Below are 24211 nucleotides of genomic sequence, written 5' to 3'. Positions count from 1 at the left end.
AAGATATAGAAAAAAGAATATTAAATGTTATGGGGGTTGGGCACATGGATAGAAAAGGCTTAAAGATAGTTACAATAGGTGGAGGATCAAGTTATACACCTGAATTAGTAGAGGGATTAATTAAGAGATATGACGAAATGCCTGTAAGTGATTATTGGCTAGTAGATATTGAAGAAGGTAAAGAAAAGTTAGAAATAGTTGGTGCACTAGCAAAGAGAATGGTAGAAAAAGCAGGAGTGCCAATGAATATTCATTTAACTTTAGATAGAAGAGAAGCTTTAAAAGATGCAGATTTTGTAACAACACAACTAAGAGTAGGGTTACTACCTGCAAGAGTTAAAGATGAAAGAATTCCACTAAGTCATGGATTTTTAGGACAAGAAACTAATGGGGCTGGTGGATTATTTAAAGCATTAAGAACAGTACCAGTAATATTAGATATAGCTAAGGATATAAGTGAATTATGTCCAGATGCATGGTTAATAAACTTTACAAATCCAGCTGGAATAGTTACTGAAGCTTTATTAAGATATGGAGTTCATAAAAAGGTAGTAGGAGTTTGTAATGTTCCTATTGGGTTACAATATTCATTTGCTGATATATTAGGTGTAAATAGTGATAGAGTAACAGTAGATTTTGCTGGATTAAACCATATGGTTTATGCAGAAAAAGTTTATTTAGATGGTAATGATGTTACAGCAGAAGTTATAAAAGAATTAACAGCACCTGATTCAAAGACACAAACAATGGCAAATATAAAGGGATTCGATTGGGATGTTGCAACAATGAAGGCATTTGGAGTAATTCCTTGTCCTTATCACAGATATTATTACAAAACAAGAGATATGATAAATAGTGAATTAGAAGAATTTAAAAAGGGAAAGACTAGAGCAGAAGTAGTAATGGAAGTAGAAAAGAAATTATTTGAAATGTATAAAGATGTTAATCTACAAGAAAAACCAGAAGAATTAGCTAAACGTGGTGGAGCCCATTATTCAGATGTCGCATGTAATGTTATAAATGGAATATATAATGATAAAAATACTATAATTGCTGTTAATACTAGAAATAATGGAACTTTAAAGCAATTCGAAGATGAGTCAGCTGTAGAAGTAAGTTGTTATGTAGGAAAGAATGGTCCAGTCCCAGTAGAAACAGTTACTGACTTACCAATATTTGCACAAGGCTTAGTTGCACAAATAAAATCATTTGAAAGATTAGCAGCAGAAGCAGCTTATACAGGAGATTACAATACCGCATTATTAGCTATGGTAACTAATCCTTTAGTAGCTGATGATGTTAGAGGAAGAAAGTTATTAAATGAAATGTTATTAGCTCATAAAGATTATTTACCACAATTTAAAGATGTTATAGAAAAAATTGAAAAGGTAGAAAGAGCAGAGTTTTAATGCAATTTATAATGGACAATGCATAATGAATAATTAAGGAAATAACTCATCTTGATGAGTTATGTAATGAAAAAGGAACTCAATTTAAAAATTGAGTTCCTTTTTAGTTACTGAAGCTAGCCTGAAATAGATTTCCTTAAGTTTTTTACCTTTACTTTTTTACTATTAAATGTTTTTATACATGCTTCCGTATCTAACATAAATATATTCAATTAGATAGCTTAAGTCATATCTGTGACTTTGAACATATTCATTTGAATCATTTCTAGGTGGCAGATAAATTATATAATCACTTCTTTTTATATATTCAGGTTTATGTTGCTCGGTAATAACAACTACTGTAGTGGGACTTTTCTCTATCTTTTCCCAAAGTCTTTCATGATATAGAGTAAATCTACCAGTAGGAGAAATTAGAATTGCTAAGGAACTTTCATCCAAATCATCAGCTAATCTTTCCTGCTCTTGAACATCATTAGCATGATATATAAGTTTAGACAAATTAGCTAATTTACGCTGTAGGTCCTGAGCCATTAATTGTGAAAATTGTGTTCCGAATATACAAACATTATTACTATTAAAAATAAGTTCAACTACTCTATCAACAACCTTTAAATCTATAAATGATTTAAAGGTTTCTATTTCATTTATGATTTCTAAAGACATATTATTTAATATATCTTCTCTTGAAAGATCATAATACAATGCTTTAGGCTTCATAAGACCTTCATTATAATGACCTATATTTATTTTTATATTTTCTTTAAATTCTATCAAATTAGAATACCCTAATTTGTGACAAAACCTTGTAATAGCAGCTGGAGATGTAAAACAAAGATCAGCTAGCTTATTTATGGACATATCAGGAATAGAACGTATATTTCTAAGCATCGTTATTGCAATATTATAATTAATATCATTTTCTTTACTGCTATTTAAAAATAATAATAATCTATATATTAAATCCCCCATAAATACTTACTCCTATAATATATTTTATTATATAAGAAATTTTACTTTAGTTACCTGTTATAATTTATACCTTAATATTTACTTCGATAGTTCATAAGAAACTATTAAAAATACGAATATATTAGTTTCTTTTTCCTATTACTTCTCCCATTAATACTTTACATTCAAATCCAAGCTCTGTTTGATTTAGTATATCTTCATCAATTTTAACTGTATCCTTTTTAAATAGAAGAATTGTAGTTGAGCCACCAAATTTAAAATAGCCTTTTTCTTCACCTTTTAAAACCCTATTACCAGGAGTATATGTTTGGATTATTGTTCCAACACAAGTAGCGCCAACTTCAATATGAATAATATCGTTGAAGTTATCAGATTTAAATATGCTCCATTCCCTTTTGTTTTGACAATAAAGTTTAGGAATTCTTTCGAGAGCAACTGGATTAACAGAATAATAGTTACCATTTATGAAATTGCTTTGCATAGGGATTCCATTATCAATAAAATGGAATCTATGATAGTCTGTTGGACAAAGTCTTAAAACTAGACATACTCCGCCTTCATATTCTTTAGCAATATCATTATCTCCAATTAACTCAGATAAACTATAGTGAATTCCTTTAACTTGAACTAATTTATCAATAGAAATATTTTCATATGCAAATAATCTTCCATCTCCAGGAGAAATAAGAAGGTTATTATCAGATGCAATAGGTCTTGCATCTTTTTTTAATGATCTCACAAAGAAATCATTGAAATTATTAAAATCATCAATCGTACTTGAACTTATATTCATATCTATATCAAAATCTTTTATAAAATTAGATATTTTCCTCTTGCTTAATGAAGTATCGCAATAAGCTCCGTAAAGCTTTGAAAATAACTTTTTCTTAACTAAAAGCTCTGTTATGCTTTTTCCAACAGGTGAATCATAAGACCATTTTATATAATTTCCTCCTGCGACCTTTTCTACTTCATAATTGTTTGTTTTTCTATTATACACTTGTATCATATGGTACCTCAAATAAATATATTTTATAGTATTATATTAACATAAAAATGCAATAAAAATTCTAAATTTGTTTAAATTCACTTTACTTATTTTTTATTATAAAAGATAATTGGTAATAAAGACAAGTTTGGAGGGGATAGGTTTGATAGAGCATTTTGTTGAGTTGGTAACTCCATTTGCCATACATCTTTTAGAATCAATGGGAATATTGATAATAATAGTTGGTGCGGTTAAGGCTTTTTATAAATTTATACTAAATATAATCACTAGAAATAATTATCCTATAAAAGTAGAATTTGCGCAGTCATTAACACTTGCACTTGAATTTAAGTTAGGGGCAGAAATATTAAAAACAGTAATTGTAAGGTCTTTAGATGAGATGTATATATTAGCGGCAATAATAATTTTAAGAGCTATACTAGCTTTTGTTATACATTGGGAAATGAAAGCAGATACGCATAGTTAAAAGTAGATACTAAACATTAATATCAAATGATATAAATTTAAGTATTTAATTTGTATTTTAATAAAAAGAACTAAAAGAATACACCTTTGGTTATAATTTTACATTGTCCATGTGCAATTTTTAGCGTAAAATCATAAGTGGGAAAGTTGAAGAAAACAATAATAATTAAAGGATAGTAATTATTGTAAATATGGTGTAAAATGAAATTGTTAATATTGTAACAAAAGAAATTTACTTACCATTCAATTATAGGGGGAATTATAATGAAAAACATAACTATTAATGGAAATAAAATTCTAGTGAGTGATGATAAAAACTTAATGAAAATAGCTAAAGAGAACGGAATAGATATTCCAGCTTTATGTTTTTTAGAGGATTGTAGCAATGTTGGACAATGTGGAGTATGTTTAGTTGAAGTTGAAGGACAAGAAGATTTAGTTAAAGCGTGTTGCCTTGTTCCAGAAGATGGAATGGTTATTAACACTAATACAGAAAGAGTTCAAGAAGAAGTTAAAAGTACAGTTTCATCATTATTAGATAAGCATGAATTCAAATGTGGACCATGCAAAAGAAGAGAAAACTGTGAATTTTTAAAATTAGTAATAAAAACTAAAGCAAGAGCTTCTAAGCCTTTTGTTGTTGCGGATAAATCTGAATATGTAGATGATAGAAGTAAATCAATAGTTTTAGATAGAACAAAGTGTGTTACATGTGGAAGATGTGTAGCTGCATGTAGAACAAAGACAGGAACTGAATCAATAAAGTTCATAGAAGTAGATGGACAAAAAATAGTTGGACCAGAAAATTTAAAGTGCTTTGATGATACTAATTGTTTATTATGTGGACAATGTGTAGCAGCATGTCCTGTAGATGCTTTATCAGAAAAATCTCATATGGATAGAGTAAAAGATGCATTAGCAGATGAGGAAAAACATGTTATAGTCGCAATGGCACCATCAGTTAGAACTGCTATGGGAGAACTATTTAAGATGGGTTATGGGATAGATGTTACAGGTAAGGTATATACAGCTTTAAGACAGCTTGGATTTGATAAGATATTTGATATAAACTTTGGAGCAGATATGACAATAATGGAAGAAGCTACAGAGTTAATTCAAAGAATTAAAACTGGTGGGCCATTCCCTATGTTTACATCTTGTTGTCCTGCATGGGTTAGACAAGTTGAAAATTATTATCCAAACTTTATAGATCATTTATCTAGTGCTAAGTCACCACAACAAATATTTGGAACAGCTAGTAAAACCTATTACCCACAAGTTGTTGATATAGATCCAAAGAGAATATTTACAGTAACAATAATGCCTTGTACTGCTAAGAAATATGAAGCTGATAGACCTGAAATGGAAAATGACGGTATAAGAAATATAGATGCTGTAATAACAACAAGAGAATTAGCAAAGATGATTAAAGATGCAAAAATAGATTTTGCTAAACTTGAGGATAGTGAAGCAGATCCAGCAATGGGTGAATACACTGGAGCAGGTGCTATATTTGGAGCAACAGGTGGTGTTATGGAAGCTGCACTAAGAACAGCGAAAGACTTTGTTGAAGGTAAAGATTTAGAAAATATAGAATATGAGCAAGTAAGAGGCTTAGCTGGAATAAAAGAATCTACAGTTGAAATTGGTGGAGAAAATTATAATGTTGCAGTTATAAATGGAGCTTCAAGTCTATTTGATTTTATGAAGAGTGGAAAAATTAATGAGAAAAACTATCACTTTATAGAAGTAATGGCATGCCCAGGTGGATGTGTAAATGGTGGTGGACAACCTCATGTAAATGCTTCAGATAGATTAACTATGGATATCAGAAGCGTAAGAGCATCAGTATTATATAACCAAGATAAAAATGTATTAAAGAAGAGAAAATCACATGAAAATGGTGCTTTAAATAAAATGTATGAAACATTTATGGGGGAACCAGGACATGGAAAGGCTCACGAATTACTTCATATAAAATATAACAAATAAAATAAGTTAAAATAAAAAAGCAAAATAACATGATATCAGTGTTATTTTGCTTTTTATTTTAGATTTTCTTATATATAATTTGAAAATAATTATTTATATTTCACAAAGAATGGTGTAGTGAAAATAATTAATGTTAAGCATAATAAGAAAAATATAATTAAGTGCAAAATTTCATATCTTAAAAATTAAAATTAGTACTATATGTTATAATTTGAAAGTAGAAAATATTAGGGGAGTGTATATAGATGAAATACTTAGCTTGTGATTTAGATGGAACTTTAGTACAACATGATAATACTATTAAGGAAGAAGATATAAATGCTATATTAAAACTTAAAGAAGAGGGACATAAGTTCATAATATCAACTGGAAGAAGCCTAGAAGGAATACATAAAATATTTAATGAATATCCTGAAATAAAATATGATTATATAGTTGCATGCAATGGATCTATAATAATAGATAGTAATGATAATGTAATTTATGATAATTATATCGGTAATGAAGTTGCAGAAGAGGTATTTAGAGATTTTATAGGTGAGGAAGATATTTGTGTTCATTTTGAACATGAAGGAAGCAATTATCTTATAGAACCAGAAGACTTTAGTGGAATAGAACATTTAATGGATTACTTCAAAGGTGTAATATCAAAGGAAGATGTATTTTCGGAAAAAAGAAATTACTCAATTATAAGCTTATTTGCAAAAAATATGAATATAAATAAAGCTGAAGAAGCAAAAGAATTATTAATAAAGAAATACGGACATGCTTTAGAAGCTTTTAGAAATCAATACTTTGTTGATATAGCTCCTAAGGATTGTTCAAAAGGAAATGGACTAAAAAAATTATTAGAACTTAATAAATTAGATATAGAAAAGCTTTATGCAATTGGAGATTCATATAATGATTTATCTATGTTTAAATTAACTAAGAATAGCTTCACTTTTCATCACGTAGAAGAAGAATTAAAAGGTTATGCAAATAATCATGTTTCGAGCGTTAGTGAATGTATAGAAATGATGATTGAGAAATAGAATATTAGATAATACAAGGTATAATATTATAATTAAACTATTTTAGAATTTTTAAATATTGACAATAACAGTAAATTGTAATAATATTGTTTCAATTAAATAGTCTTGAGTAGTTATGTCGCCGGACATAATATTCGCATAGCAAGCATTAGGGATTCATGCCATTAGGCCTTTGGGTATGAACCACCTAATGCTTTTTTATTTATAGGGGGAAGAGTTATGAGAAAAGAATTAAGTAATGATATTTTAAAGGATTTTATAAAATATGTATCTTTCAATGTTATTAGTATGATAGGACTTTCATGTTATATATTAGCAGATACATTTTTTGTAGCAAATGGAGTAGGAAGCATTGGATTAACTGCATTAAACTTAGTTTTACCTGTATATAGTTTAGTTAGTGGACTTGGATTAATGATTGGAATGGGGGCAGCAACAAAATATTCTATTTATAGAGGTAGGAATAATGAGAAAAAAGCAAATAAAATTTTTACTCATGCAATTATTTTAGGAGTGTTGGTCGGATTAATTTTAACAGGTGTTGGGATACTCTTTTCATATGATATTGCTAGTATACTTGGAGCTGATAATCTTGTTAATCCTTTAGCTGGAATGTATTTAAAAACAATCTTAATGTTTTCATGCGCGTTTATAATAAATAATATAGTAATATGCTTTGTAAGAAACGACGATAATCCAAATCTATCTATGATAGCAATGCTTCTAGGAAGTTTTAGTAATATAATTTTAGATTATATATTTATATTTCCTTTTAAACTTGGAATGTTTGGAGCTGCATTTGCAACAGGACTTGCTCCAATAATCAGTTTAATAGTGTTATCAATGCATTTTATTAAAAGGGCAAATAATTTTAAGTTTGTAAAATGCAAAATTAATATGGGTTATATAAAAAATATAGTTTCATTAGGAATTCCATCATTTATAACAGAGTTTTCGTCAGGAGTAATAATGCTAGTATTTAATTTTACAATTTTAAATATTGCTAATAATATAGGGGTAGCCGCTTATGGAATAATAGCGAATCTTGCTTTGATAGTAGTTGCAATATTTACTGGCATAGCACAAGGAATACAACCTATAATAAGCAATAATTATGGAGAAGGTAAAACTAAGAACATTAAAATTATATATAAGTATGCTTTAATTACAGCTACAGGTATTGGACTTCTTTGTTATCTATCAGGGATAGTATTTTCTGAGGAGATAATTAATATTTTTAACAAAGAGAGAAATCAAGAGTTGTTATCTATAGCAAATGAAGGTATTAAAATTTATTTTACTGCTTTCTTTATAATGGGATTAAATATTGTAACTACATCATTTTTTGCATCAATTAATGAAGCAAAAGAATCCTTTATAATTTCTATTATGAGAGGCTTAATTATAGTTACTCCATTGATATTATTATTACCGAGATTATTTGGAATAATAGGAGTTTGGATTACTATTCCCGTAGCAGAAGTTAGTACTTTATTAATTGGTATTGTGTTATATTTAAAATACGCACGAGGGTTTAAGGAAGAAAAATAAATATAGTATTAAGGGAGAGATTAGAGATGAATATAGAATTTAGAGAAATTGATAGAAGTAATTATAATGAATGTATAGAATTAAAAATTAGTGAAGAACAGAAAAGATTTGTTGCTTCCAATATGTATTATTTAGTGCAAGCAGCATATGAGCCTAATTTATATCCATTAGGTATTTATAAAGATAATAATATTGTAGGCTTTATTTTATATGATTTTGATGATGAACTTAATGGATGGTCAATGAGCAGATTTATGATAGATATTAAGTATCAAAATAATGGAATAGGAAAAGTAGCAGTACAGAAATTTTTAGAGTTCTTTGTAGATAAATATGGACATCAGAATCTTTACACAAGTGCTGAGGTTGATAATATTATCGCAATAGATTTATATGAAAAAAATGGATTTGAGAAGAAAGAAGTATTTGAATATGAATTTTCAGGAGTAAAATATAGAGAAATTAGAATGATAAATAATCTATAAAAAATAAGGAGCTGTTTTCAACAGCCCCTTATTTTTATATAAATCTTTATTTAGTCTTACCTGAGAACTCTAAGTATTCATCATATGTCATAGCTCTATCTACTATTGATCCATCTTCTTTAATATCTATTATTCTATTAGCAATAGTTTGAATAAATTGATGGTCATGAGAAGCAAACATTATAACACTCTTATAATCTTTAAGTCCGTTATTAACAGCAGTTATAGATTCAAGGTCTAAGTGGTTTGTAGGTTGATCTAGCATTAATACATTAGCATTTGTAAGCATCATTCTAGATAACATACATCTAACCTTTTCTCCCCCTGATAATACGCTAGCCTTCTTTAATGCTTCTTCGCCAGAGAATAACATTCTACCTAAGAATCCTCTTAAATAAGATTCGGATTGTTCTTCAACAGTGTTACCTGAGTATTGTCTTAACCAATCTACAAGGCTTAAGTCACAGTTATCGAAGAATTCGTTGTTATCTTTAGGGAAGTAAGATTTTGTTATAGTAATTCCCCATTTAAATTCTCCACTATCTGGTTCCATTTCGCCATTTATTATTTTAAATAAAGTTGTTATAGCGATATCATTGTCTCCAATGAATGCTATTTTATCATCTTTATTAACTCTAAAGCTAACATTATCTAAAACTTTAACTCCGTCAATAGTCTTAGTTAAGCCTTCAACTGTTAAAATTTCATTACCAACTTCTCTTTCAGGCTTAAATCCAACGAAAGGATATCTTCTGCTTGAAGGTTGAATATCATCTAAAGTTATTTTATCTAATAACTTCTTACGTGAAGTTGCTTGCTTAGACTTAGAAGCATTAGCACTAAATCTTGCAATAAAGTCTTGTAATTCTTTAATTTTTTCTTCCTTCTTCTTGTTTTGATCCTTAGCCATTTGTAATGCTAATTGGCTTGATTCATACCAGAAGTCATAGTTACCAACATATAATTTAATTTTGCCAAAATCAACATCTGCCATTACAGTACATACTGTATTTAAGAAGTGTCTATCGTGGGATACAACGATAACAGTTCCTTCGAATCTTAAAAGGAAGTCTTCTAACCAGTTAATTGATTGTATATCTAAGTGGTTTGTAGGCTCATCCAGAATTAGAATTCCAGGATTACCGAATAAGGCTTGAGCTAAAAGAACTTTAACTTTTTCTCCACCTACTAGCTCTGACATCTTTTTGTAGTGCATGTCAGTTCCGATTCCTAAGCCTTGAAGTAATGAAGAAGCATCTGATTCAGCTTCCCAACCGTTCATATCAGCAAATTCACCTTCTAATTCAGAAGCTCTTATACCATCTTCATCAGAAAAATCAGGTTTTGCATATAAAGCATCTTTTTCTTCCATTATTTCATATAATCTTTTATTTCCCATTATTACTGTTTGTAAAACTTCGAACTCATCATATGCATAATGATCTTGTTTTAAAACAGACATTCTTGTATTTGGAGCGATAGAAACATCACCAGTGTTTGGTTCAATTTCTCCAGAAAGTATTTTTAAGAATGTACTTTTACCAGCACCATTGGCACCGATAACACCATAACAGTTACCAGGAGTAAATTTTATATTTACATCTTCAAAAAGCTTACGTCCACCAAATCTTAAGCTTACGTTTGATACAGTTATCACTAAAAACCGACCTCATTTCTAATATTATTCATTTCGTTATTATATCATAAACTCAACATATTTTCATTTAATGCTCAAATAATATTTAGAAAATTTAATGGAAACATAGTAAATTATTTAAATATTGTACTTTATAGGGGTTGACACTTATATAATAGGGTGCTAATATTTACTAAAATGTAGTTTGGGAGAATAAGAATGAGCAAAAGAATTAACTTTAAAGAAATAAAAGTTAATATGAATTATTATTATAGCTATTATAGATAGGACTTGTATTTATAAAGTAATTATAGATGCAAGCCGTAAGCAAGATTTAAGGTTTGTGTCTATGATGGTTATAAATATTAATTATGCTCAGATTTATAGAGATAATTTAACCACATAGATAAATGCTATGTGGTATTTTTTATTCCTGTTTATTTACCACATAGTAGAGACTATGTGGTTTTTTTATATATAAATAAGGAGGAATGTAGGTTATGGAGAAAAGAGAACATTTTACAAGTAGGGCAGGATTTATAATATCTTGCATTGGAGCAGCTGTAGGGCTAGGTAACATTTGGATGTTTCCATATAGGCTAGGACAAAATGGAGGAGCAGTATTTTTAATACCATACTTTATATTTGTATTATTACTTGGTTCTATAGGTCTTATTACAGAATTTACTTTTGGAAGATCAGCTCATGGAGGATCATTAACAGGAATAAAATATGCATTTGAAAAAAAGGGCAAAAAAGGTGGAATATTAATAGGAGCAATACCAGCAGTAGGATTGGCAGGAGTTTTTATGTTTTATAACGTAGTTGTAGGCTGGATTATTAAATATTTTACTTTAAGTACAACAGGAGAAATAAATAAGATACAGATAGATAGCTTCTTTAATAATTTTGCAGGAAGTAAGGAAACTATATTATGGAATGCAATTGCTATATTTATAGCTCTAATTATAGTAATTATAGGGATCACAAAAGGAATAGAAAAGGCAAATAAGATAATAATGCCATTACTTTTTATAATTTTTATATTATTAGCTTTTAGATCATTAACTTTACCAGGAGCTATGAAAGGAGTTAAATACTTATTAACACCTAAGTGGGAATACTTATTTAAAGTTAATACGTGGGTAATGGCTCTTGGACAAGCATTTTTTACAGTATCACTAAATGGATGTGGTATGGTTGTATATGGTAGTTATATAGAAAAGGATATGGATATACCAAGATCAGCAATTAGTACAGCAATATTAGATACTATATCTGCATTATTAGCTTCATTTGTTATAATGCCAGCAGTATTTGCATTTGGCTTAGATCCTATGTCAGGACCACCATTGTTATTTATAACACTACCAACTATATTTAAATCAATGCCAGCAGGTCAAATACTATCAATGTTATTTTTCTTAAGTGTAATATTTGCAGCTGTAAGCTCATCCATAAATATGTTGGAAGGACCAGTAGAAGCTTTAATGTCCCAAACAAAATTAAGTAGAAAAAAGGCTACAATTTTAATATCAATTATATTATTTATACTAGCAATACCATTAAATTTAAATATGAATTTATTTAATAATTTTGCAGATTTTATAACAATAGTTATATCTCCACTTGGAGCTTTGATAGTACTTATAGTCTTCTATTTTATGAGAGATAAAGAAGAAGTTTTAGAAGAAATAAACATGGGGGCAAGTAAGAAGGTTGGAAATAAATTTTTATTATTTGCTAAGTATGGTTTTACGACTATAACAGCATTAGTTATAATACTTGGAATAATGTATGGTGGTATATAGTAGATTATTAAATTTTAAATCCAATAAAGAAGATGATGTTTATTAAAATGGACCCTATATAAATAGACACTGATAAAAGAGAGTCTATTTATAGGGTTTTTTTTTAGTTTCCAAGTATTGACAACAGGTCTCGAAAGATATATAGTTAATTACATGAGTAATGAACCAAATAACATAATTCACATATATTATATTAGAAAGTTAAAAGGAGGTAGCTATGAATTTAGATTTTTCTAGTGAAATACCTATATATATTCAAATAGCACAATCAATAGAAGATGGAATTTTAAATGGAGTTTTTAATGAAGATGAAGTAATACCATCAACAACAGAGATATCTGTAAAATTCAAAATTAATCCAGCAACTGTAGCGAAAGGCTTTAATTTATTAGTAGATGAAGGAATTATTTATAAAAGAAGAGGTGTTGGAATGTTTGTTTCAAGTGGAAGCAAAGAAAAGTTAATACAAAAGAGAAAAGATAAGTTTTATTCTAATTATATAGTTTCATTAATTGAAGAAGCAAAAAAGCTTAATATTTCCACTACAGATATTATAGAAATGATTAAAAAGGGGGAGTAGCTAATGTCATTAATAAAAATATCTAATTTAACTAAGGAGTATGGAAATCATAGAGTTTTAGACAATATTTCATTAACAATAGAGGAAAATAAGATATATGGATTATTAGGAAGAAATGGTGCAGGAAAAACAACTTTACTAAATCTTATAACTAATAGAATATTTCCGACTGAAGGTAAAATTACAATAGATGGTGAGAATGTTATAGAAAATGATAAGTTGAATGATAAGATTTATTTTATGACAGAGCAAGATTTATACCCGCCAAGTTTAAAAATTAAGGATTTATTTAAATGGACAAAAGAGTTTTATAATAATTTTGATATGGAATATGCATTAAATTTAAGCAAAAAGTTTGGACTTAATGTTGATAAAAAATTTAAAGATTTATCTACTGGATATTCTTCAATATGCAAAATAATAATAACTTTATCATCAGGAGCTGAAATATTACTTTTTGATGAGCCAGTCTTAGGATTGGATGCAAATCATAGAGATATGTTTTATAAAGAACTAGTTGCAAATTATATAGATAAGCCAAAGACTATAGTGCTTTCGACTCATATTATAGAAGAAGTTTCAGAGATTTTGGAAAAAGTAATAATAATTAAAGATGGGAAAGTTTTAGGTGATAGAGAAGTAGAAGGCTTACTAGGAGAAGCTTACTTAGTATCGGGTGCCGCTGATAAAGTTGATAAATATTTAGCAGGCAAGAATTGTATTAATATAGAAACTATAGCTGGATTTAAGGAAGCTACAATCATTGGAGGATTAACTAAAGAAAGTAAAAAGGAAATAGTAGAATTAGGATTAGAAATTTCAAAAGTTGAACTTCAAAAATTGTTTATTCATTTAACAGGAGAGGAGGAAGTTAAATAATGAAGGTGAAATCAGTAGTTAAATATAATTTAAGCTCTTTAAAAAATTCAATATTAATGTTTTATTTTGTATTCATTTCGATATGCGTTCTCCTTACAATACTTTCTTATAATAGTGATGGAGCGGTATCATCATCAGGAATAGAGCTTTCTTCTGCAATATTTATATTTGTTGTGGGATTAAATATGTTTAAGGAAAATTTTTATTTTATAAAGGGAAATAACTTATCTAGAAAGAGTTACTTTTATGGAACAGTATTATCAATGGTTCCAATATCTATAGGGATGTCATTTATAGATATAATTCTAAATAGAATATATAACATTTTTGTTAATTGTCCAACTAATTATGACATGATATACACTGATTATATTAATATTTCTAATTATGCTAATAATGGTTGGATTCAAAGTAATAGTATAGAAACGCTTTTTAATACGTTTTTATTTCAAGCATCTGTATATTTAATGGCATTTATTTTAGGGTTTGTAATAACTATGCTTTATTATAAATGCAATAAATTAATGAAGACTGTAATATCAATTATCCCAATATTACTAATTATAATATTTAATATGGGATTTTATATAATGGCCTTAAATTTTCCATATTTAACAGGAAAAATTGGAGAATGGGTATTTTATATTTTGGGGATTTTACCTAGAAATGTATATATGACTATCTCAACCTTTAGCATTATATCTGTAGTATTAGCTACAGTGGCATATTTATTAATAAGAAAAATGAGAATAAAAGAAAAATAGTATAAATAAAAAAATGAAATCCTAATTAATAGGATTTCATTTTTTTATTTATATGAGATATGTGAAAACACATATGAAGTGACTTAAGCTTCCTAAGATAATAAATATATGGAATATTTCATGAAAACCAAACTTACCTAATTGAAGTTTTTTAGGCTTTATTCCATATATAACACCACCAACAGTGTAAAGAACGCCTCCAAGTACTAATAAAAATAAGCTTATTGGACTAAGTACTTGTGATAATGGTTTAATCATAAATATAGCGGCCCATCCTAGGCCAATATAAAGAGATGTTTGTAACCATCTTGGACAATTAAACCATAACATTCTAAATAATATGCCAGCTAAAGCTATAGACGCTATAGTTGTAAAAAATACAGTTCCTTTTGAACCACCAAGAGCAATTAAGCAAAATGGTGCATAAGAGCCAGCTATTAAAATAAATATCATAGAATGATCTAATTTTCTAAGTCTAAATATTACTTTTTCACTTGTTATTACGCCATGATAAGTTGCTGAAACACTATATAGTAAAATTAAGCTTATACCAAATATAACTACAGAAACAATTGCTACATTAGATGCATTATTAATTAATCCTTTTGTTAACATTGCAATTAATGCAAATAGTGATAAAATTGCGCCAACCCAATGAGTTAAGCTATTTATAGGTTCTCTTAAATGCCTTTCCAAAACAAACACCCCTTTATATGTAGTTTTAAAAACTACGTATTGTTATTATTATATTAATAATATAGATTAAAAAAGTCAAAGTCTATAATACCTTAAATTTTTAGAAAAATTTATATATTTTATTAAATTCCTTGAAATATCTAGCTGATACTAGTATATTTAAATATAGATATATTAATAGGTAGTTTATAAAACTACATGGAGGTACATATGGATATTAATGAATTAAAAGAAAAGTTTACTGAACTAAATTTGCAAAATCAATTAACATTAGATGAGATACCTGAGATAGATTTATATATGGATCAAGTAACGCAGCTTTTTGATAGTAAGTTTAATGAAACTAAAAGAAATGAAGATGATAAGGCGTTAACTAAAACTATGGTTAACAATTATGCTAAGGGTAAACTTTTAATGTCTGTAAAAAATAAAAAATATAGTAAAGAACATTTAGTTTTGATGAGTCTTATTTATAATTTAAAAGGAGCATTATCAATAAGTGATATAAAGAGTTCATTAAATAAGATAGTTACATCATTAGAAAATGAAGAAGATTATCCAATAAGAGATTTATATAAGGTATATTTAAAGCAATATGGTGAGGATTTAAAGGACGTAGAAAATTCCATTGAAATAAAATATAATAGCATTGAAAATATGATAGAAAAAGAAGGAAAGTTAAATTCTGATGAATTTGAAAAAAACTTTTTACTGCTTAGTTCATTTATTAATATGAGCAATATGTATAGAAGAATGGGTGAAAAGTTAATAGATGATTATTTTAATAAGTTATAAGAGGTAGTTTATGAGAGATTATAGCATTTTAAAAGAAGAATTAAGAAAAATAGATGGCAAAGGATATAAAGCATATAAGGATTTACAAGGAGAATATGATTTTAAAAATTATATTTTATGTATTGACCATGTTCAAGGAGATCCATTTGCATCTCCATCAAGAGTTAGGGTTATCATTGATAAAAAAACAGCTAATTTCCCAGAAAATTTATTAGATAAAAAATATAAGAGAATTGCAGTTTCGGATTTTATAACTAGATTATTTTATTCAAACATAAACAAGTATAGTGAAAAGATATTTGGATCAGGAAAAAGTGGGTTAATTACAATAAGCAAGTGTCCTCAAGAGATATTAGAAAGAACTTCAATAATAATAAATAAAGATAATATAGAAGCAAGATTTTATGTTGGATTCCCAGCTAGAGGAAGAAGTGTATTGGCTAAGGAATTAGAAAAGATATTATACAATATTGTTCCTAGTATAGTAGAAAGCACATTAATATACACAAATATTAATAAAAATAAGCTTATGGATAGAGTTAAATTAATAGAAGATCAAGAATACATTAGAGCTAACCTTAAGAAAAATAAATTAATTGCTTTTGTAGCAAATGGCTCTATACTTCCAAGAGAAAGTGGAGTTTCTTCAAAGCCATTAAAAAATGCTAAAAAATTTGAATCCCCTAAAGGCCTAGAGGTAGAATTTAATTTGCCAAATAGAGGCTCAATAAAGGGGATGGGAATAAAAGAAGGAATAACACTAATAGTGGGTGGAGGATATCATGGGAAATCTACCATTTTAAATTCATTAGAACTTGGAGTATATAATCATATCGAGGGTGATGGAAGAGAATTTGTTATAACTGATAATACATCTGTTAAAGTTAGAGCAGAAGATGGAAGAAGTATTAAAAATACAGATATATCATTGTTTATAGATAATCTGCCAAATGGAAAAGACACAATAAAGTTTACAACTGAAAATGCTAGTGGAAGCACATCACAGGCAGCAAATATAATAGAAGCAATTGAAAGTGGTTCAAATACATTATTAATTGATGAAGATACATCTGCAACTAATTTTATGATTAGAGATGACTTAATGCAAAGATTAGTTTCAAAAGAAAAGGAGCCTATAACTCCATTTATAGAAATAGTTAAGCCATTATATAAACAAAAAGATATTTCTACGGTTTTAGTAATAGGAAGTTCTGGAGATTATTTTGATGTAGCAGATTGTGTTATTCAAATGGATAATTATGAAGCAAAAGATGTAACTAAAGAAGCAAAGTCATTAATGAGAGGCGAAATAAATAAAAGAATAGAAGAAAAAGATATAAAAATAAATATAAGTTTTGATAGGAAAGTACAAAGAGGAACTATAGAAAGTACTTATAAAGGTGTAAAAATCAAAACTATGGGACTAAGCTCAATTATTATAAATAAGGAAAATATAGATTTAAGATCTGTTGAGCAAATAGTAGATAATGAGCAACTAAATTCAATTGGTGCTATTATGAAGTGGGCAGAAGATAATATGATGAAGAAATCATTACCTTTTGAAGAAATGATTGATTATATATATGAAGAGATAAATAAAAAAGGATTAATTTCTATAGATAAGATATATGGGGGATCTGGTAGCTTATCAATGCCAAGAAAACAAGAAGTTATGGCTGCGTATAATAGATATAGAAAGCTTATATTATAAGAGGAATCATGAGTATATAAATGCTATTTATATACTCATATAAGAATAAGCTGTATCAAAATAGATTTTGATATTAGCCGATGAAAAGTGAAGTTTTAATTAAAACTTCACTTTTGGCATATATATAATAGATAAAAATTTCCATTTAATTTTGGAAATTTATTTAAGTAAGTAAAATCAATGGTTTGATAGGGTATCACGTTTCGTGATACCCTTTAGAAAATTTAATAGAGGAGTTTTTGTAAATTTTGTCCAAAATGAACACTTAAATTGCGTATATAGTATAAATAAAAAAATAGGAGTGTTTCTTATGAGGGAAAAGGAAATATTTAGGGAGTTTAATGGAATTAACTATAAAGAAGAAGAAATTAATGAGTATATGAATTTTGCAGATATAGAAAATGGGAAATTAAGTAAAATAACGAGTGATATTAGAACAAAACTTGCTAAGAATAAGCTTAGAGAAGTTGGGATTTATGTTGAGGAAAATATTTTAGAGAAAGATGAAGTTGTAGAAAAAGTGATAAAGGGAACGGATATTGATATGCTTATGGCAGCAACAGCGGTTAATGTTGTTATGCCAATTCCATTTATGACTGGTGATGGCTACTCTTTTAATAGATTAATTTTTTGTACAAACAAAAGAATTATAATAGTGAATGCAAATTATCATAATAGTATGCAAGGAGTTAAGATATATAATAGAGAAGATATTAAACAGATAGATATGGGAGAAGAGATAAAGAAAAAATATAGATTTAAAATACTTTTAGACTTAAAGAGATATAAATCAAAGCGATTTAAAGTTGTTCTAAAATTTCTATTCCAAGTATTTTGTGCATATTTAATATCAAATGTATTTTCCAAATTTGCTTATATACTTTCAGATAAATCTAACTTTATAAGGATAACTATATTCATGATTTCTATTATAGCTTTTTTATATTTCTTTACTACAAGGCGAAGTCTTAACACAGAATTATTAATCGAATTAAGTGATGGAAAATTTTATGATTTATTAATTAGAAATACGGATTATAAAGAAATACACGAATATCTTTCGAGTATAAATTAATTTTTGGTAGGAGGACATTAGTTTGAATGATACAGATATTGTTTTAGGTATAATAAACAAAGATGAAAAAGCCTTAACTGAGCTAATAAACACTTATGGAAAATTAATTTATGGAGTAATAAATAAGATATTAAATAGTTATGTAGAAATGAATGAAATAGATGAATGCTTTAATGATATTTTAATAAGTCTTTGGAGAAATTTAGATTGCTATGATAGTGAAAAGGGAAGTTTAAGAAATTTTTTAATATCAGTAGCTAAATATAAGGCTATTGATTATAAAAGAATAATTAAGAAAAGCAATATATCATTAGAAATTAAAGAAGAGTTAGTAGAGGGTTCTTTTGAAGATAGCTTAGAACTAGATAATGATGGATTTTTTCATTTATTAAAGAGTTTAAAAGAAGAAGATAAAAATATCTTTATAAAAAGATATTTACTTGATGAGACAGTGGAAAAAATATCAGGAGATTTGGGGTTAAGTAAAGATTTAATTTATAAAAGAATAGCTAGAGGAAGAGAAAAAATTAGAAATAATATTGATAAAGAGTATAAAAATTTATGATAAAGTAGTTAAATATTTTAGGTTAATAACTTATCCTATAGATTATAAAATGGTCTATAGGATATTTATTTTTAACTTAATAAAAGATAGATTAATAAATGCTATAAAGGGAGAGATTTTATGTTTTCATATAAAGATACCATGGATAAGTTAATCAAAGATGAAGTAGATAGTGGAAATGTTGTTGGAGCAAATGTATTGGTTATACATAATGGCAATGAGATGTATCATAACACATTTGGATATGCTGATAAGGAAAATAAAATTCAAATGAAGAGAGATACAATTTTTAGAATGTATTCTATGACTAAGCCAATTACTGCAGTAGCTACAATGATTTTAGTAGAACGAGGAGAAATTGATTTGTGGGACCCTGTAAGCAAGTACATACCTGAGTTTTTAAATCAAGTGGTATATACTTCAGATGGGAAATTAGTTCCTGTAAAAAGAGAGGTTAACATTCAAGACTTACTTAATATGACTTCTGGAATTCCATATCCAGATGAAAATCATGAACCAGGAAGGCAAATGAAAAAATTATTTACTGGTTTCATAGAAAGAAGAAAAAGAGGAGATTCTCCTGATACTATGGAATATATAAAAGCTATTGCAAAGGTTCCTTTATTATTTCATCCAGGAGAAAAGTGGATGTATGGATTATCTGCGGATATATTAGGAGGAATAATAGAAGTAGTATCAGGTAAGAAATACGGACAGTTTTTGAAGGAAGAATTATTTAATCCATTAGATATGATGGACACAGGTTTCTTTGTACCAAAAGATAAGCTAAATCGTTTTGCAAAAAATTATAAATGGGATGAAGAAGTAGGAGAACTTTCCGTATTTAATATTAGTCATTTAGGTGAGTATTATGGAGAAGATGTAGAATTTGAATCTGGTGGAGCAGGACTTGTATCAACTATTGATGATTACAGCCATTTTGCTATGATGATGGTTAATAAAGGTGTATATAACGGAAAACGTATATTAGGACGTAAAACAATAGAGTTTATGGCACAAGATAAATTGACTTCAGAGCAAAAGGTTAATTATCAAGGTGATGGGGTAAGGGGATATGGTTATGGTTCCTTAATGCGTATTTTAATAGATAAAGAGGAAGCGGCTACTAATGCAAGTCTTGGTGAATTTGGATGGGATGGATGGACAGGTAACTATGTTATTATGGATCAAAAGGAAAATATAGTGTTTATGTATTTTATTCAAAGATGTGATTCAGGAGTTACCCCAGTTGTTAGAAAGCTTAGAATGGCTACTTATGCAACTTTAGAATAACAAAATAGTAGATAAAATTGTTTAAACACAATTTTATCTACTATTTCTTAAAACAAATATTCCTAAAACTTTTTTAATAGTGCTGTCATTTCTTCAACACCTTTACTTTGTGTAGTTACAATATTTTCAGCTAGTTTTCTAAGTTCAGGATCTTTTGTATATTTTAAAACATCTTTTGCAATGCCAATAGCCCCTTCATGGTGATATATCATTTCTTGAAGAAAGTTAGCATTAATATCGTTGGTTATTTCAACATCTTGCATTTCCTTAAACATCTTATCCTTCACTTTATTATATTCTTCTAGATATTTCTCAGAGTTCGCTTTGCTTGAAGGTTTCTCTTTTTCAAATTTAGCTTTTAGCTCTTGCATAATTGGAATTTGAGCTTCTTGAGAAGTAATGATATTTTCAGCAATTTTCTTAACTTCTGGGTTAGAACTAAATTTAACGATTGCTTTTGCCATATTTATGCCACCCTCATGATGAGGTATCATTTCTAAGACAAAGTCTAAATTAACATTCCCAGTATTAGGAGCAGCATTCATAGCATTCATCATATTTTTAAATATAGTTTGATATTCTTCATTATATCCTTGTTTTACTTCAATAGTGTTGGAACTATTAATAGCACTAGAAACATATTGAATTGGTGAAACTAAGCTAGCGTTTGTAAGTGATGTTGATATTAATAGTGATAAAAGTAAAATTTTCATAAATATCCTCCTAAGATTTATTCCTAGTTATTATTTCATAAAAAAATAAATATATACTAAGAGTAACATTAGTCATCATAGTACACTAACTTAAATGAGATTTGATATATACATAAAAATATAAGACTTTTATATGTTTTTATTTTCCTAAAACTTCATAAAGGTCTAATAATTCAGAGATTTCATAAGTAGGTTTAAGTGTAGTTTTGTTTAAAATTTTATTAGGGTTGTACCAACATGTATCTATTCCAAAGTTCACTCCACCTTGAATATCTGATGTTAGACTATCACCTACCATTAAGACTTTACTTTTATCATTATAATTTAAATTATTCAAAGTAATTTCAAATATTTTAGGAGTTGGTTTTGATATACCTACTTCTTCTGATATTACAATGTCATCAAAGTATTTAGCTATACTAGATTTTCTTATTCTATTACTTTGAACATCAGAAAGACCATTAGTGATAATGGCTAGTTTATAATTTTTGCTTAATGTTTCTATAATGTTGGCACTTTTACCATATAGGAATGATGAATGAGATAAATGTTTTAAATACGATTTAGAAAATGCAATTTCATCAAATTTTATTTTTAGTTTGTTAGATAATCTTCTAAATCTCTCAACCTTTAACTTTTCTTGGGTAATAAGACCACACTCAAATTCCTTCCAAATAGCAGCGTTGATATCAGAATAAATTTTTAGGTGATAATCTTCTCTATAATCTATATTAAATTCTAAAATTGCTTGTTCAAAAGCATATTTTTCAGACTTTTTAAAATCAAATAATGTTTCATCTGCATCGAATAATATAACTTCATATTTCATAAAAATCCTCCAAGTATTCATTTACATAATTAAAATATAGCATATAATTTTATAATTACGCCATTCAATTTAAATAAAGATAATATTTAATAATATACCACTAATACTAATTATTTTGGTTATTAATTAAAGTATATATAATATAATTTTAAAATTTACAATCTTTTATAATTAAACTACAATATTTATATTGGTTACGACATGACATATGTCATTATAGGAGAAATTATGAGAAAAATATCAGATAAAAATCTTTTGAAATATTATATAAACAAACATAGTATAAAAAATATATTAGATGAAGAAATTATAGAATACGTTCAGCTTCATCTTTTTGAGAATGAAGAATATATATTGCGAGCAGAAGATGATCTTGAATATTATTATTTACTTGTAGATGGTAAGATAAAGGTATCTTATCTTTTTGAAAATGGTAAATCAATGTTTTTAAAATTTTATAGTAGCTTTAATTCAATAGGAGACATAGAATTATTAAAAAATACTAAGATACTTTGTAATATTAATGCTATAGATCATGCATATTTAATAGCAGTACCAGCAGATATACTTAGAAAGAAGTTTATGGGAAATATTAAATTTGTAAGGCATCTAGCAGATTCTTTAAGTGACAAACTTTATGCAACTATCAATAATAGTTCATATAATTTTGTATATCCACTTATAAATAGACTGGCAACATATTTAGTTGAGCATATTAAAGATAAAGATTATATAATTTTAAATTCATCTTTTCTAGAAATTTCACAGTTCTTGGGTACAACTTATAGACATTTAAATAGGACTTTTAAAGAGTTAGAATTAAAATCGATTATAAGATGTGATAATAAAAAAATATACATTTTAGATGAAAAAAGGCTTAGAGAATTATCAAAGAGTATGTTTATAAAATCATTATAATACTTTATAAAGTAAGTTTAATTGTATTTAGGGTATAAGCTTAAATATATAAACAAGAAAAGCTTAGTAATAAGAATATCAAGTTTTTCTTGTGCTATATTATTTAATTTAGAATTGTAAAAGTACCGTAGTAATTTTAAATTGAAGCATAGTTTTCAGTTGCGATACAAATGAAATAACTTAATCTATTTGGCTTGCTTTCAAGTAAGAGATGAATAATTTATAAAAATTATTCATCGAGAAAGCACTTAAAAATTTTGATATATAAATAGTTAATTGATATAATATTTTTAATTTGATTTATATAATATAAGAATTTTATATTTTAAATAAAAGTATAAAATTAAAATGGATTGGGAGTGAAGATATGAAGGAACTAAAGGGGATAGAAGAAAAAATTCTTGATAAGGCATTATATCTTTTTGGAAAAAATGGATCAACGAATGTTTCAATTAGAACAATAGTGAAGGAAGCTGGAGTAAATGTAAGTGCAATAAATTATTATTTTGGTAGTAAGGATAATATGCTGAAATATGTTAAACAATTTTATATAGATAATATTACTCAGGCATATTCACCCTTAGATGATGAAGAGTTAAGTAATGAAGAGAGAATTATTAGATGTGCTAATGAAATTATAGAATATTCATTAAGATACCCAGGTGTGCTTGTTATGAATAAAGAGGCAACTGATTCAAAAGAAAAAGATGAGATGGATATAAAAATAATTGAAAATACAAGAGAAGCAAATAAAAAATTAGATAGTATATTGATAGAAGTTTTAAATTGCAAGGGTGAGGAAGTTAAATATAAAAGGGCTATATTTATTTCGTCTATTATATATCCATTTATGAGTGAAAGCCATGAACTTTTTGATAAAGAAATATCAGATAATATAGAATCAAGGTTTAAATATATAAAGTACATAATTAGAATGTTAAAAGAACATAAGTAAACTATAGACATAGGGGAAATTATCTCATTGATGAAATGAGATAATTTTTTTGTTAAATTTAAAACAAAATGTTTGAA

At 27.3% G+C, this 24211-nt stretch carries 23 protein-coding genes; 17 read left to right on the top strand and 6 right to left on the bottom strand.

The annotated features are described in order from the left end of the window. Window positions 1–44: 44 nt before the first annotated feature. Complete coding sequence (locus I2A75_RS07930) at window positions 45–1409, top strand: 6-phospho-beta-glucosidase (RefSeq protein WP_195263942.1); 1365 nt, start codon at window positions 45–47, stop codon at window positions 1407–1409. 165 nt (window positions 1410–1574) lie between these two features. Here the strand turns inward: I2A75_RS07930 and I2A75_RS07925 are convergent, their stop codons facing one another. Both I2A75_RS07925 and I2A75_RS07920 read right to left on the bottom strand, forming a co-directional pair. Beyond that, window positions 1575–2378, bottom strand: a complete 804-nt coding sequence (locus tag I2A75_RS07925) for a MurR/RpiR family transcriptional regulator (RefSeq protein WP_195263941.1) — start codon at window positions 2376–2378, stop codon at window positions 1575–1577. Window positions 2379–2499: 121 nt separating this feature from the next. After that, window positions 2500–3387 (bottom strand): phosphatidylserine decarboxylase, encoded by an 888-nt coding sequence (locus I2A75_RS07920; RefSeq protein WP_195263940.1) that lies wholly within the window; start codon window positions 3385–3387, stop codon window positions 2500–2502. 142 nt (window positions 3388–3529) lie between these two features. Between I2A75_RS07920 and I2A75_RS07915 the strand changes: the two genes are divergently transcribed. The 5 genes from I2A75_RS07915 to I2A75_RS07895 all read left to right on the top strand — a co-directional run bounded on the left by I2A75_RS07915 (window position 3530) and on the right by I2A75_RS07895 (window position 8914). Then, window positions 3530–3853: a DUF1622 domain-containing protein gene (locus I2A75_RS07915; RefSeq protein WP_195263939.1), complete on the top strand. Its 324-nt coding sequence runs from the start codon at window positions 3530–3532 to the stop codon at window positions 3851–3853. A 263-nt stretch (window positions 3854–4116) separates the two neighbouring features. Then, window positions 4117–5844: a ferredoxin hydrogenase gene (locus I2A75_RS07910; RefSeq protein WP_195263938.1), complete on the top strand. Its 1728-nt coding sequence runs from the start codon at window positions 4117–4119 to the stop codon at window positions 5842–5844. A gap of 245 nt (window positions 5845–6089) precedes the next feature. Next, entirely contained in the window at window positions 6090–6878 is a 789-nt protein-coding gene (locus I2A75_RS07905) for a Cof-type HAD-IIB family hydrolase (protein WP_195263937.1), read from the top strand. A 219-nt stretch (window positions 6879–7097) separates the two neighbouring features. Then, the gene (locus I2A75_RS07900) at window positions 7098–8429 is read left to right on the top strand and encodes an MATE family efflux transporter (RefSeq protein ID WP_195263936.1); all 1332 of its coding nucleotides are present in this window, start codon (window positions 7098–7100) and stop codon (window positions 8427–8429) included. A 26-nt stretch (window positions 8430–8455) separates the two neighbouring features. Beyond that, window positions 8456–8914 carry a GNAT family N-acetyltransferase gene (locus I2A75_RS07895; RefSeq protein ID WP_195263935.1) on the top strand — a complete coding sequence of 153 codons (459 nt, stop codon included), beginning with the start codon at window positions 8456–8458 and terminating at the stop codon, window positions 8912–8914. A 46-nt stretch (window positions 8915–8960) separates the two neighbouring features. Here the strand turns inward: I2A75_RS07895 and I2A75_RS07890 are convergent, their stop codons facing one another. Further along, the gene (locus tag I2A75_RS07890) at window positions 8961–10571 is read right to left on the bottom strand and encodes an ATP-binding cassette domain-containing protein (RefSeq protein ID WP_195263934.1); all 1611 of its coding nucleotides are present in this window, start codon (window positions 10569–10571) and stop codon (window positions 8961–8963) included. Window positions 10572–11050: 479 nt separating this feature from the next. Here I2A75_RS07890 and I2A75_RS07885 point away from each other — a divergent pair, with 479 nt between their 5' ends. The 4 genes from I2A75_RS07885 to I2A75_RS07870 all read left to right on the top strand — a co-directional run bounded on the left by I2A75_RS07885 (window position 11051) and on the right by I2A75_RS07870 (window position 14584). Continuing rightward, a complete protein-coding gene (locus I2A75_RS07885) occupies window positions 11051–12361 on the top strand; it encodes a sodium-dependent transporter (RefSeq protein ID WP_195263933.1) in 1311 nt (436 codons plus the stop codon). Between the two features lie 217 nt (window positions 12362–12578). Then, window positions 12579–12941 (top strand): GntR family transcriptional regulator, encoded by a 363-nt coding sequence (locus tag I2A75_RS07880; RefSeq protein WP_195263932.1) that lies wholly within the window; start codon window positions 12579–12581, stop codon window positions 12939–12941. Window positions 12942–12944: 3 nt separating this feature from the next. After that, window positions 12945–13820 (top strand): ABC transporter ATP-binding protein, encoded by an 876-nt coding sequence (locus I2A75_RS07875; protein ID WP_195263931.1) that lies wholly within the window; start codon window positions 12945–12947, stop codon window positions 13818–13820. Continuing rightward, a complete protein-coding gene (locus I2A75_RS07870) occupies window positions 13820–14584 on the top strand; it encodes a hypothetical protein (RefSeq protein WP_195263930.1) in 765 nt (254 codons plus the stop codon). Before I2A75_RS07875 ends, I2A75_RS07870 begins: the two co-directional genes overlap by 1 nt. 48 nt (window positions 14585–14632) lie before the next feature. Here I2A75_RS07870 and I2A75_RS07865 read toward each other — a convergent pair whose 3' ends face one another. Continuing rightward, window positions 14633–15280, bottom strand: a complete 648-nt coding sequence (locus I2A75_RS07865) for a hemolysin III family protein (protein WP_195263929.1) — start codon at window positions 15278–15280, stop codon at window positions 14633–14635. Window positions 15281–15490: 210 nt separating this feature from the next. On the opposite strand from I2A75_RS07865, the gene I2A75_RS07860 reads away from it, so the two are divergent. The 5 genes from I2A75_RS07860 (at window position 15491) to I2A75_RS07840 (ending at window position 20719) form a co-directional block, all read left to right on the top strand. Continuing rightward, on the top strand, window positions 15491–16075 hold the full coding sequence (locus I2A75_RS07860; protein WP_195263928.1) for a DUF1836 domain-containing protein: 585 nt from the start codon (window positions 15491–15493) through the stop codon (window positions 16073–16075). Between the two features lie 10 nt (window positions 16076–16085). Continuing rightward, window positions 16086–17786 carry an ABC-ATPase domain-containing protein gene (locus I2A75_RS07855; protein WP_195263927.1) on the top strand — a complete coding sequence of 567 codons (1701 nt, stop codon included), beginning with the start codon at window positions 16086–16088 and terminating at the stop codon, window positions 17784–17786. A 310-nt stretch (window positions 17787–18096) separates the two neighbouring features. Continuing rightward, window positions 18097–18861: a hypothetical protein gene (locus I2A75_RS07850; protein ID WP_195263926.1), complete on the top strand. Its 765-nt coding sequence runs from the start codon at window positions 18097–18099 to the stop codon at window positions 18859–18861. Between the two features lie 22 nt (window positions 18862–18883). After that, window positions 18884–19426 carry a sigma-70 family RNA polymerase sigma factor gene (locus I2A75_RS07845; RefSeq protein WP_195263925.1) on the top strand — a complete coding sequence of 181 codons (543 nt, stop codon included), beginning with the start codon at window positions 18884–18886 and terminating at the stop codon, window positions 19424–19426. A 120-nt stretch (window positions 19427–19546) separates the two neighbouring features. Next, on the top strand, window positions 19547–20719 hold the full coding sequence (locus tag I2A75_RS07840; RefSeq protein ID WP_195263924.1) for a serine hydrolase domain-containing protein: 1173 nt from the start codon (window positions 19547–19549) through the stop codon (window positions 20717–20719). A gap of 62 nt (window positions 20720–20781) precedes the next feature. Here I2A75_RS07840 and I2A75_RS07835 read toward each other — a convergent pair whose 3' ends face one another. Continuing rightward, window positions 20782–21432 carry a DUF305 domain-containing protein gene (locus I2A75_RS07835; protein WP_195263923.1) on the bottom strand — a complete coding sequence of 217 codons (651 nt, stop codon included), beginning with the start codon at window positions 21430–21432 and terminating at the stop codon, window positions 20782–20784. Between the two features lie 139 nt (window positions 21433–21571). After that, on the bottom strand, window positions 21572–22261 hold the full coding sequence (locus I2A75_RS07830) for a YjjG family noncanonical pyrimidine nucleotidase (RefSeq protein WP_195263922.1): 690 nt from the start codon (window positions 22259–22261) through the stop codon (window positions 21572–21574). Between the two features lie 228 nt (window positions 22262–22489). Here I2A75_RS07830 and I2A75_RS07825 point away from each other — a divergent pair, with 228 nt between their 5' ends. Then, window positions 22490–23179, top strand: coding sequence for a helix-turn-helix domain-containing protein (locus tag I2A75_RS07825; RefSeq protein WP_195263921.1), 690 nt, complete (start codon window positions 22490–22492; stop codon window positions 23177–23179). Window positions 23180–23546: 367 nt separating this feature from the next. Further along, a complete protein-coding gene (locus I2A75_RS07820; protein ID WP_195263920.1) occupies window positions 23547–24134 on the top strand; it encodes a TetR family transcriptional regulator in 588 nt (195 codons plus the stop codon). Window positions 24135–24211 lie beyond the last annotated feature (77 nt).

Origin of the sequence: Clostridium sp. 1001275B_160808_H3 (assembly GCF_015550425.1) — a bacterium.
Classification (GTDB): Bacteria; Bacillota; Clostridia; order Clostridiales; family Clostridiaceae; genus Clostridium.
Note: the sequence above shows the minus strand (reverse complement) of the source record. Positions and strands in the feature narration are given on the sequence as shown.

What these genes read in the sequence shown, in the direction of transcription:
- I2A75_RS07840 (WP_195263924.1), top strand. Translation starts at nt 19,547, where the DNA reads ATGTTTTCATATAAAGATACCATGGATAAGTTAATCAAAGATGAAGTA.
- I2A75_RS07835 (WP_195263923.1), bottom strand. Translation starts at nt 21,432, where the DNA reads ATGAAAATTTTACTTTTATCACTATTAATATCAACATCACTTACAAAC.
- I2A75_RS07925 (WP_195263941.1), bottom strand. Translation starts at nt 2,378, where the DNA reads ATGGGGGATTTAATATATAGATTATTATTATTTTTAAATAGCAGTAAA.
- I2A75_RS07895 (WP_195263935.1), top strand. Translation starts at nt 8,456, where the DNA reads ATGAATATAGAATTTAGAGAAATTGATAGAAGTAATTATAATGAATGT.
- I2A75_RS07850 (WP_195263926.1), top strand. Translation starts at nt 18,097, where the DNA reads ATGAGGGAAAAGGAAATATTTAGGGAGTTTAATGGAATTAACTATAAA.
- I2A75_RS07930 (WP_195263942.1), top strand. Translation starts at nt 45, where the DNA reads ATGGATAGAAAAGGCTTAAAGATAGTTACAATAGGTGGAGGATCAAGT.
- I2A75_RS07855 (WP_195263927.1), top strand. Translation starts at nt 16,086, where the DNA reads ATGAGAGATTATAGCATTTTAAAAGAAGAATTAAGAAAAATAGATGGC.
- I2A75_RS07905 (WP_195263937.1), top strand. Translation starts at nt 6,090, where the DNA reads ATGAAATACTTAGCTTGTGATTTAGATGGAACTTTAGTACAACATGAT.
- I2A75_RS07885 (WP_195263933.1), top strand. Translation starts at nt 11,051, where the DNA reads ATGGAGAAAAGAGAACATTTTACAAGTAGGGCAGGATTTATAATATCT.
- I2A75_RS07820 (WP_195263920.1), top strand. Translation starts at nt 23,547, where the DNA reads ATGAAGGAACTAAAGGGGATAGAAGAAAAAATTCTTGATAAGGCATTA.
- I2A75_RS07920 (WP_195263940.1), bottom strand. Translation starts at nt 3,387, where the DNA reads ATGATACAAGTGTATAATAGAAAAACAAACAATTATGAAGTAGAAAAG.
- I2A75_RS07900 (WP_195263936.1), top strand. Translation starts at nt 7,098, where the DNA reads ATGAGAAAAGAATTAAGTAATGATATTTTAAAGGATTTTATAAAATAT.
- I2A75_RS07910 (WP_195263938.1), top strand. Translation starts at nt 4,117, where the DNA reads ATGAAAAACATAACTATTAATGGAAATAAAATTCTAGTGAGTGATGAT.
- I2A75_RS07880 (WP_195263932.1), top strand. Translation starts at nt 12,579, where the DNA reads ATGAATTTAGATTTTTCTAGTGAAATACCTATATATATTCAAATAGCA.
- I2A75_RS07870 (WP_195263930.1), top strand. Translation starts at nt 13,820, where the DNA reads ATGAAGGTGAAATCAGTAGTTAAATATAATTTAAGCTCTTTAAAAAAT.
- I2A75_RS07825 (WP_195263921.1), top strand. Translation starts at nt 22,490, where the DNA reads ATGAGAAAAATATCAGATAAAAATCTTTTGAAATATTATATAAACAAA.
- I2A75_RS07830 (WP_195263922.1), bottom strand. Translation starts at nt 22,261, where the DNA reads ATGAAATATGAAGTTATATTATTCGATGCAGATGAAACATTATTTGAT.
- I2A75_RS07860 (WP_195263928.1), top strand. Translation starts at nt 15,491, where the DNA reads ATGGATATTAATGAATTAAAAGAAAAGTTTACTGAACTAAATTTGCAA.
- I2A75_RS07875 (WP_195263931.1), top strand. Translation starts at nt 12,945, where the DNA reads ATGTCATTAATAAAAATATCTAATTTAACTAAGGAGTATGGAAATCAT.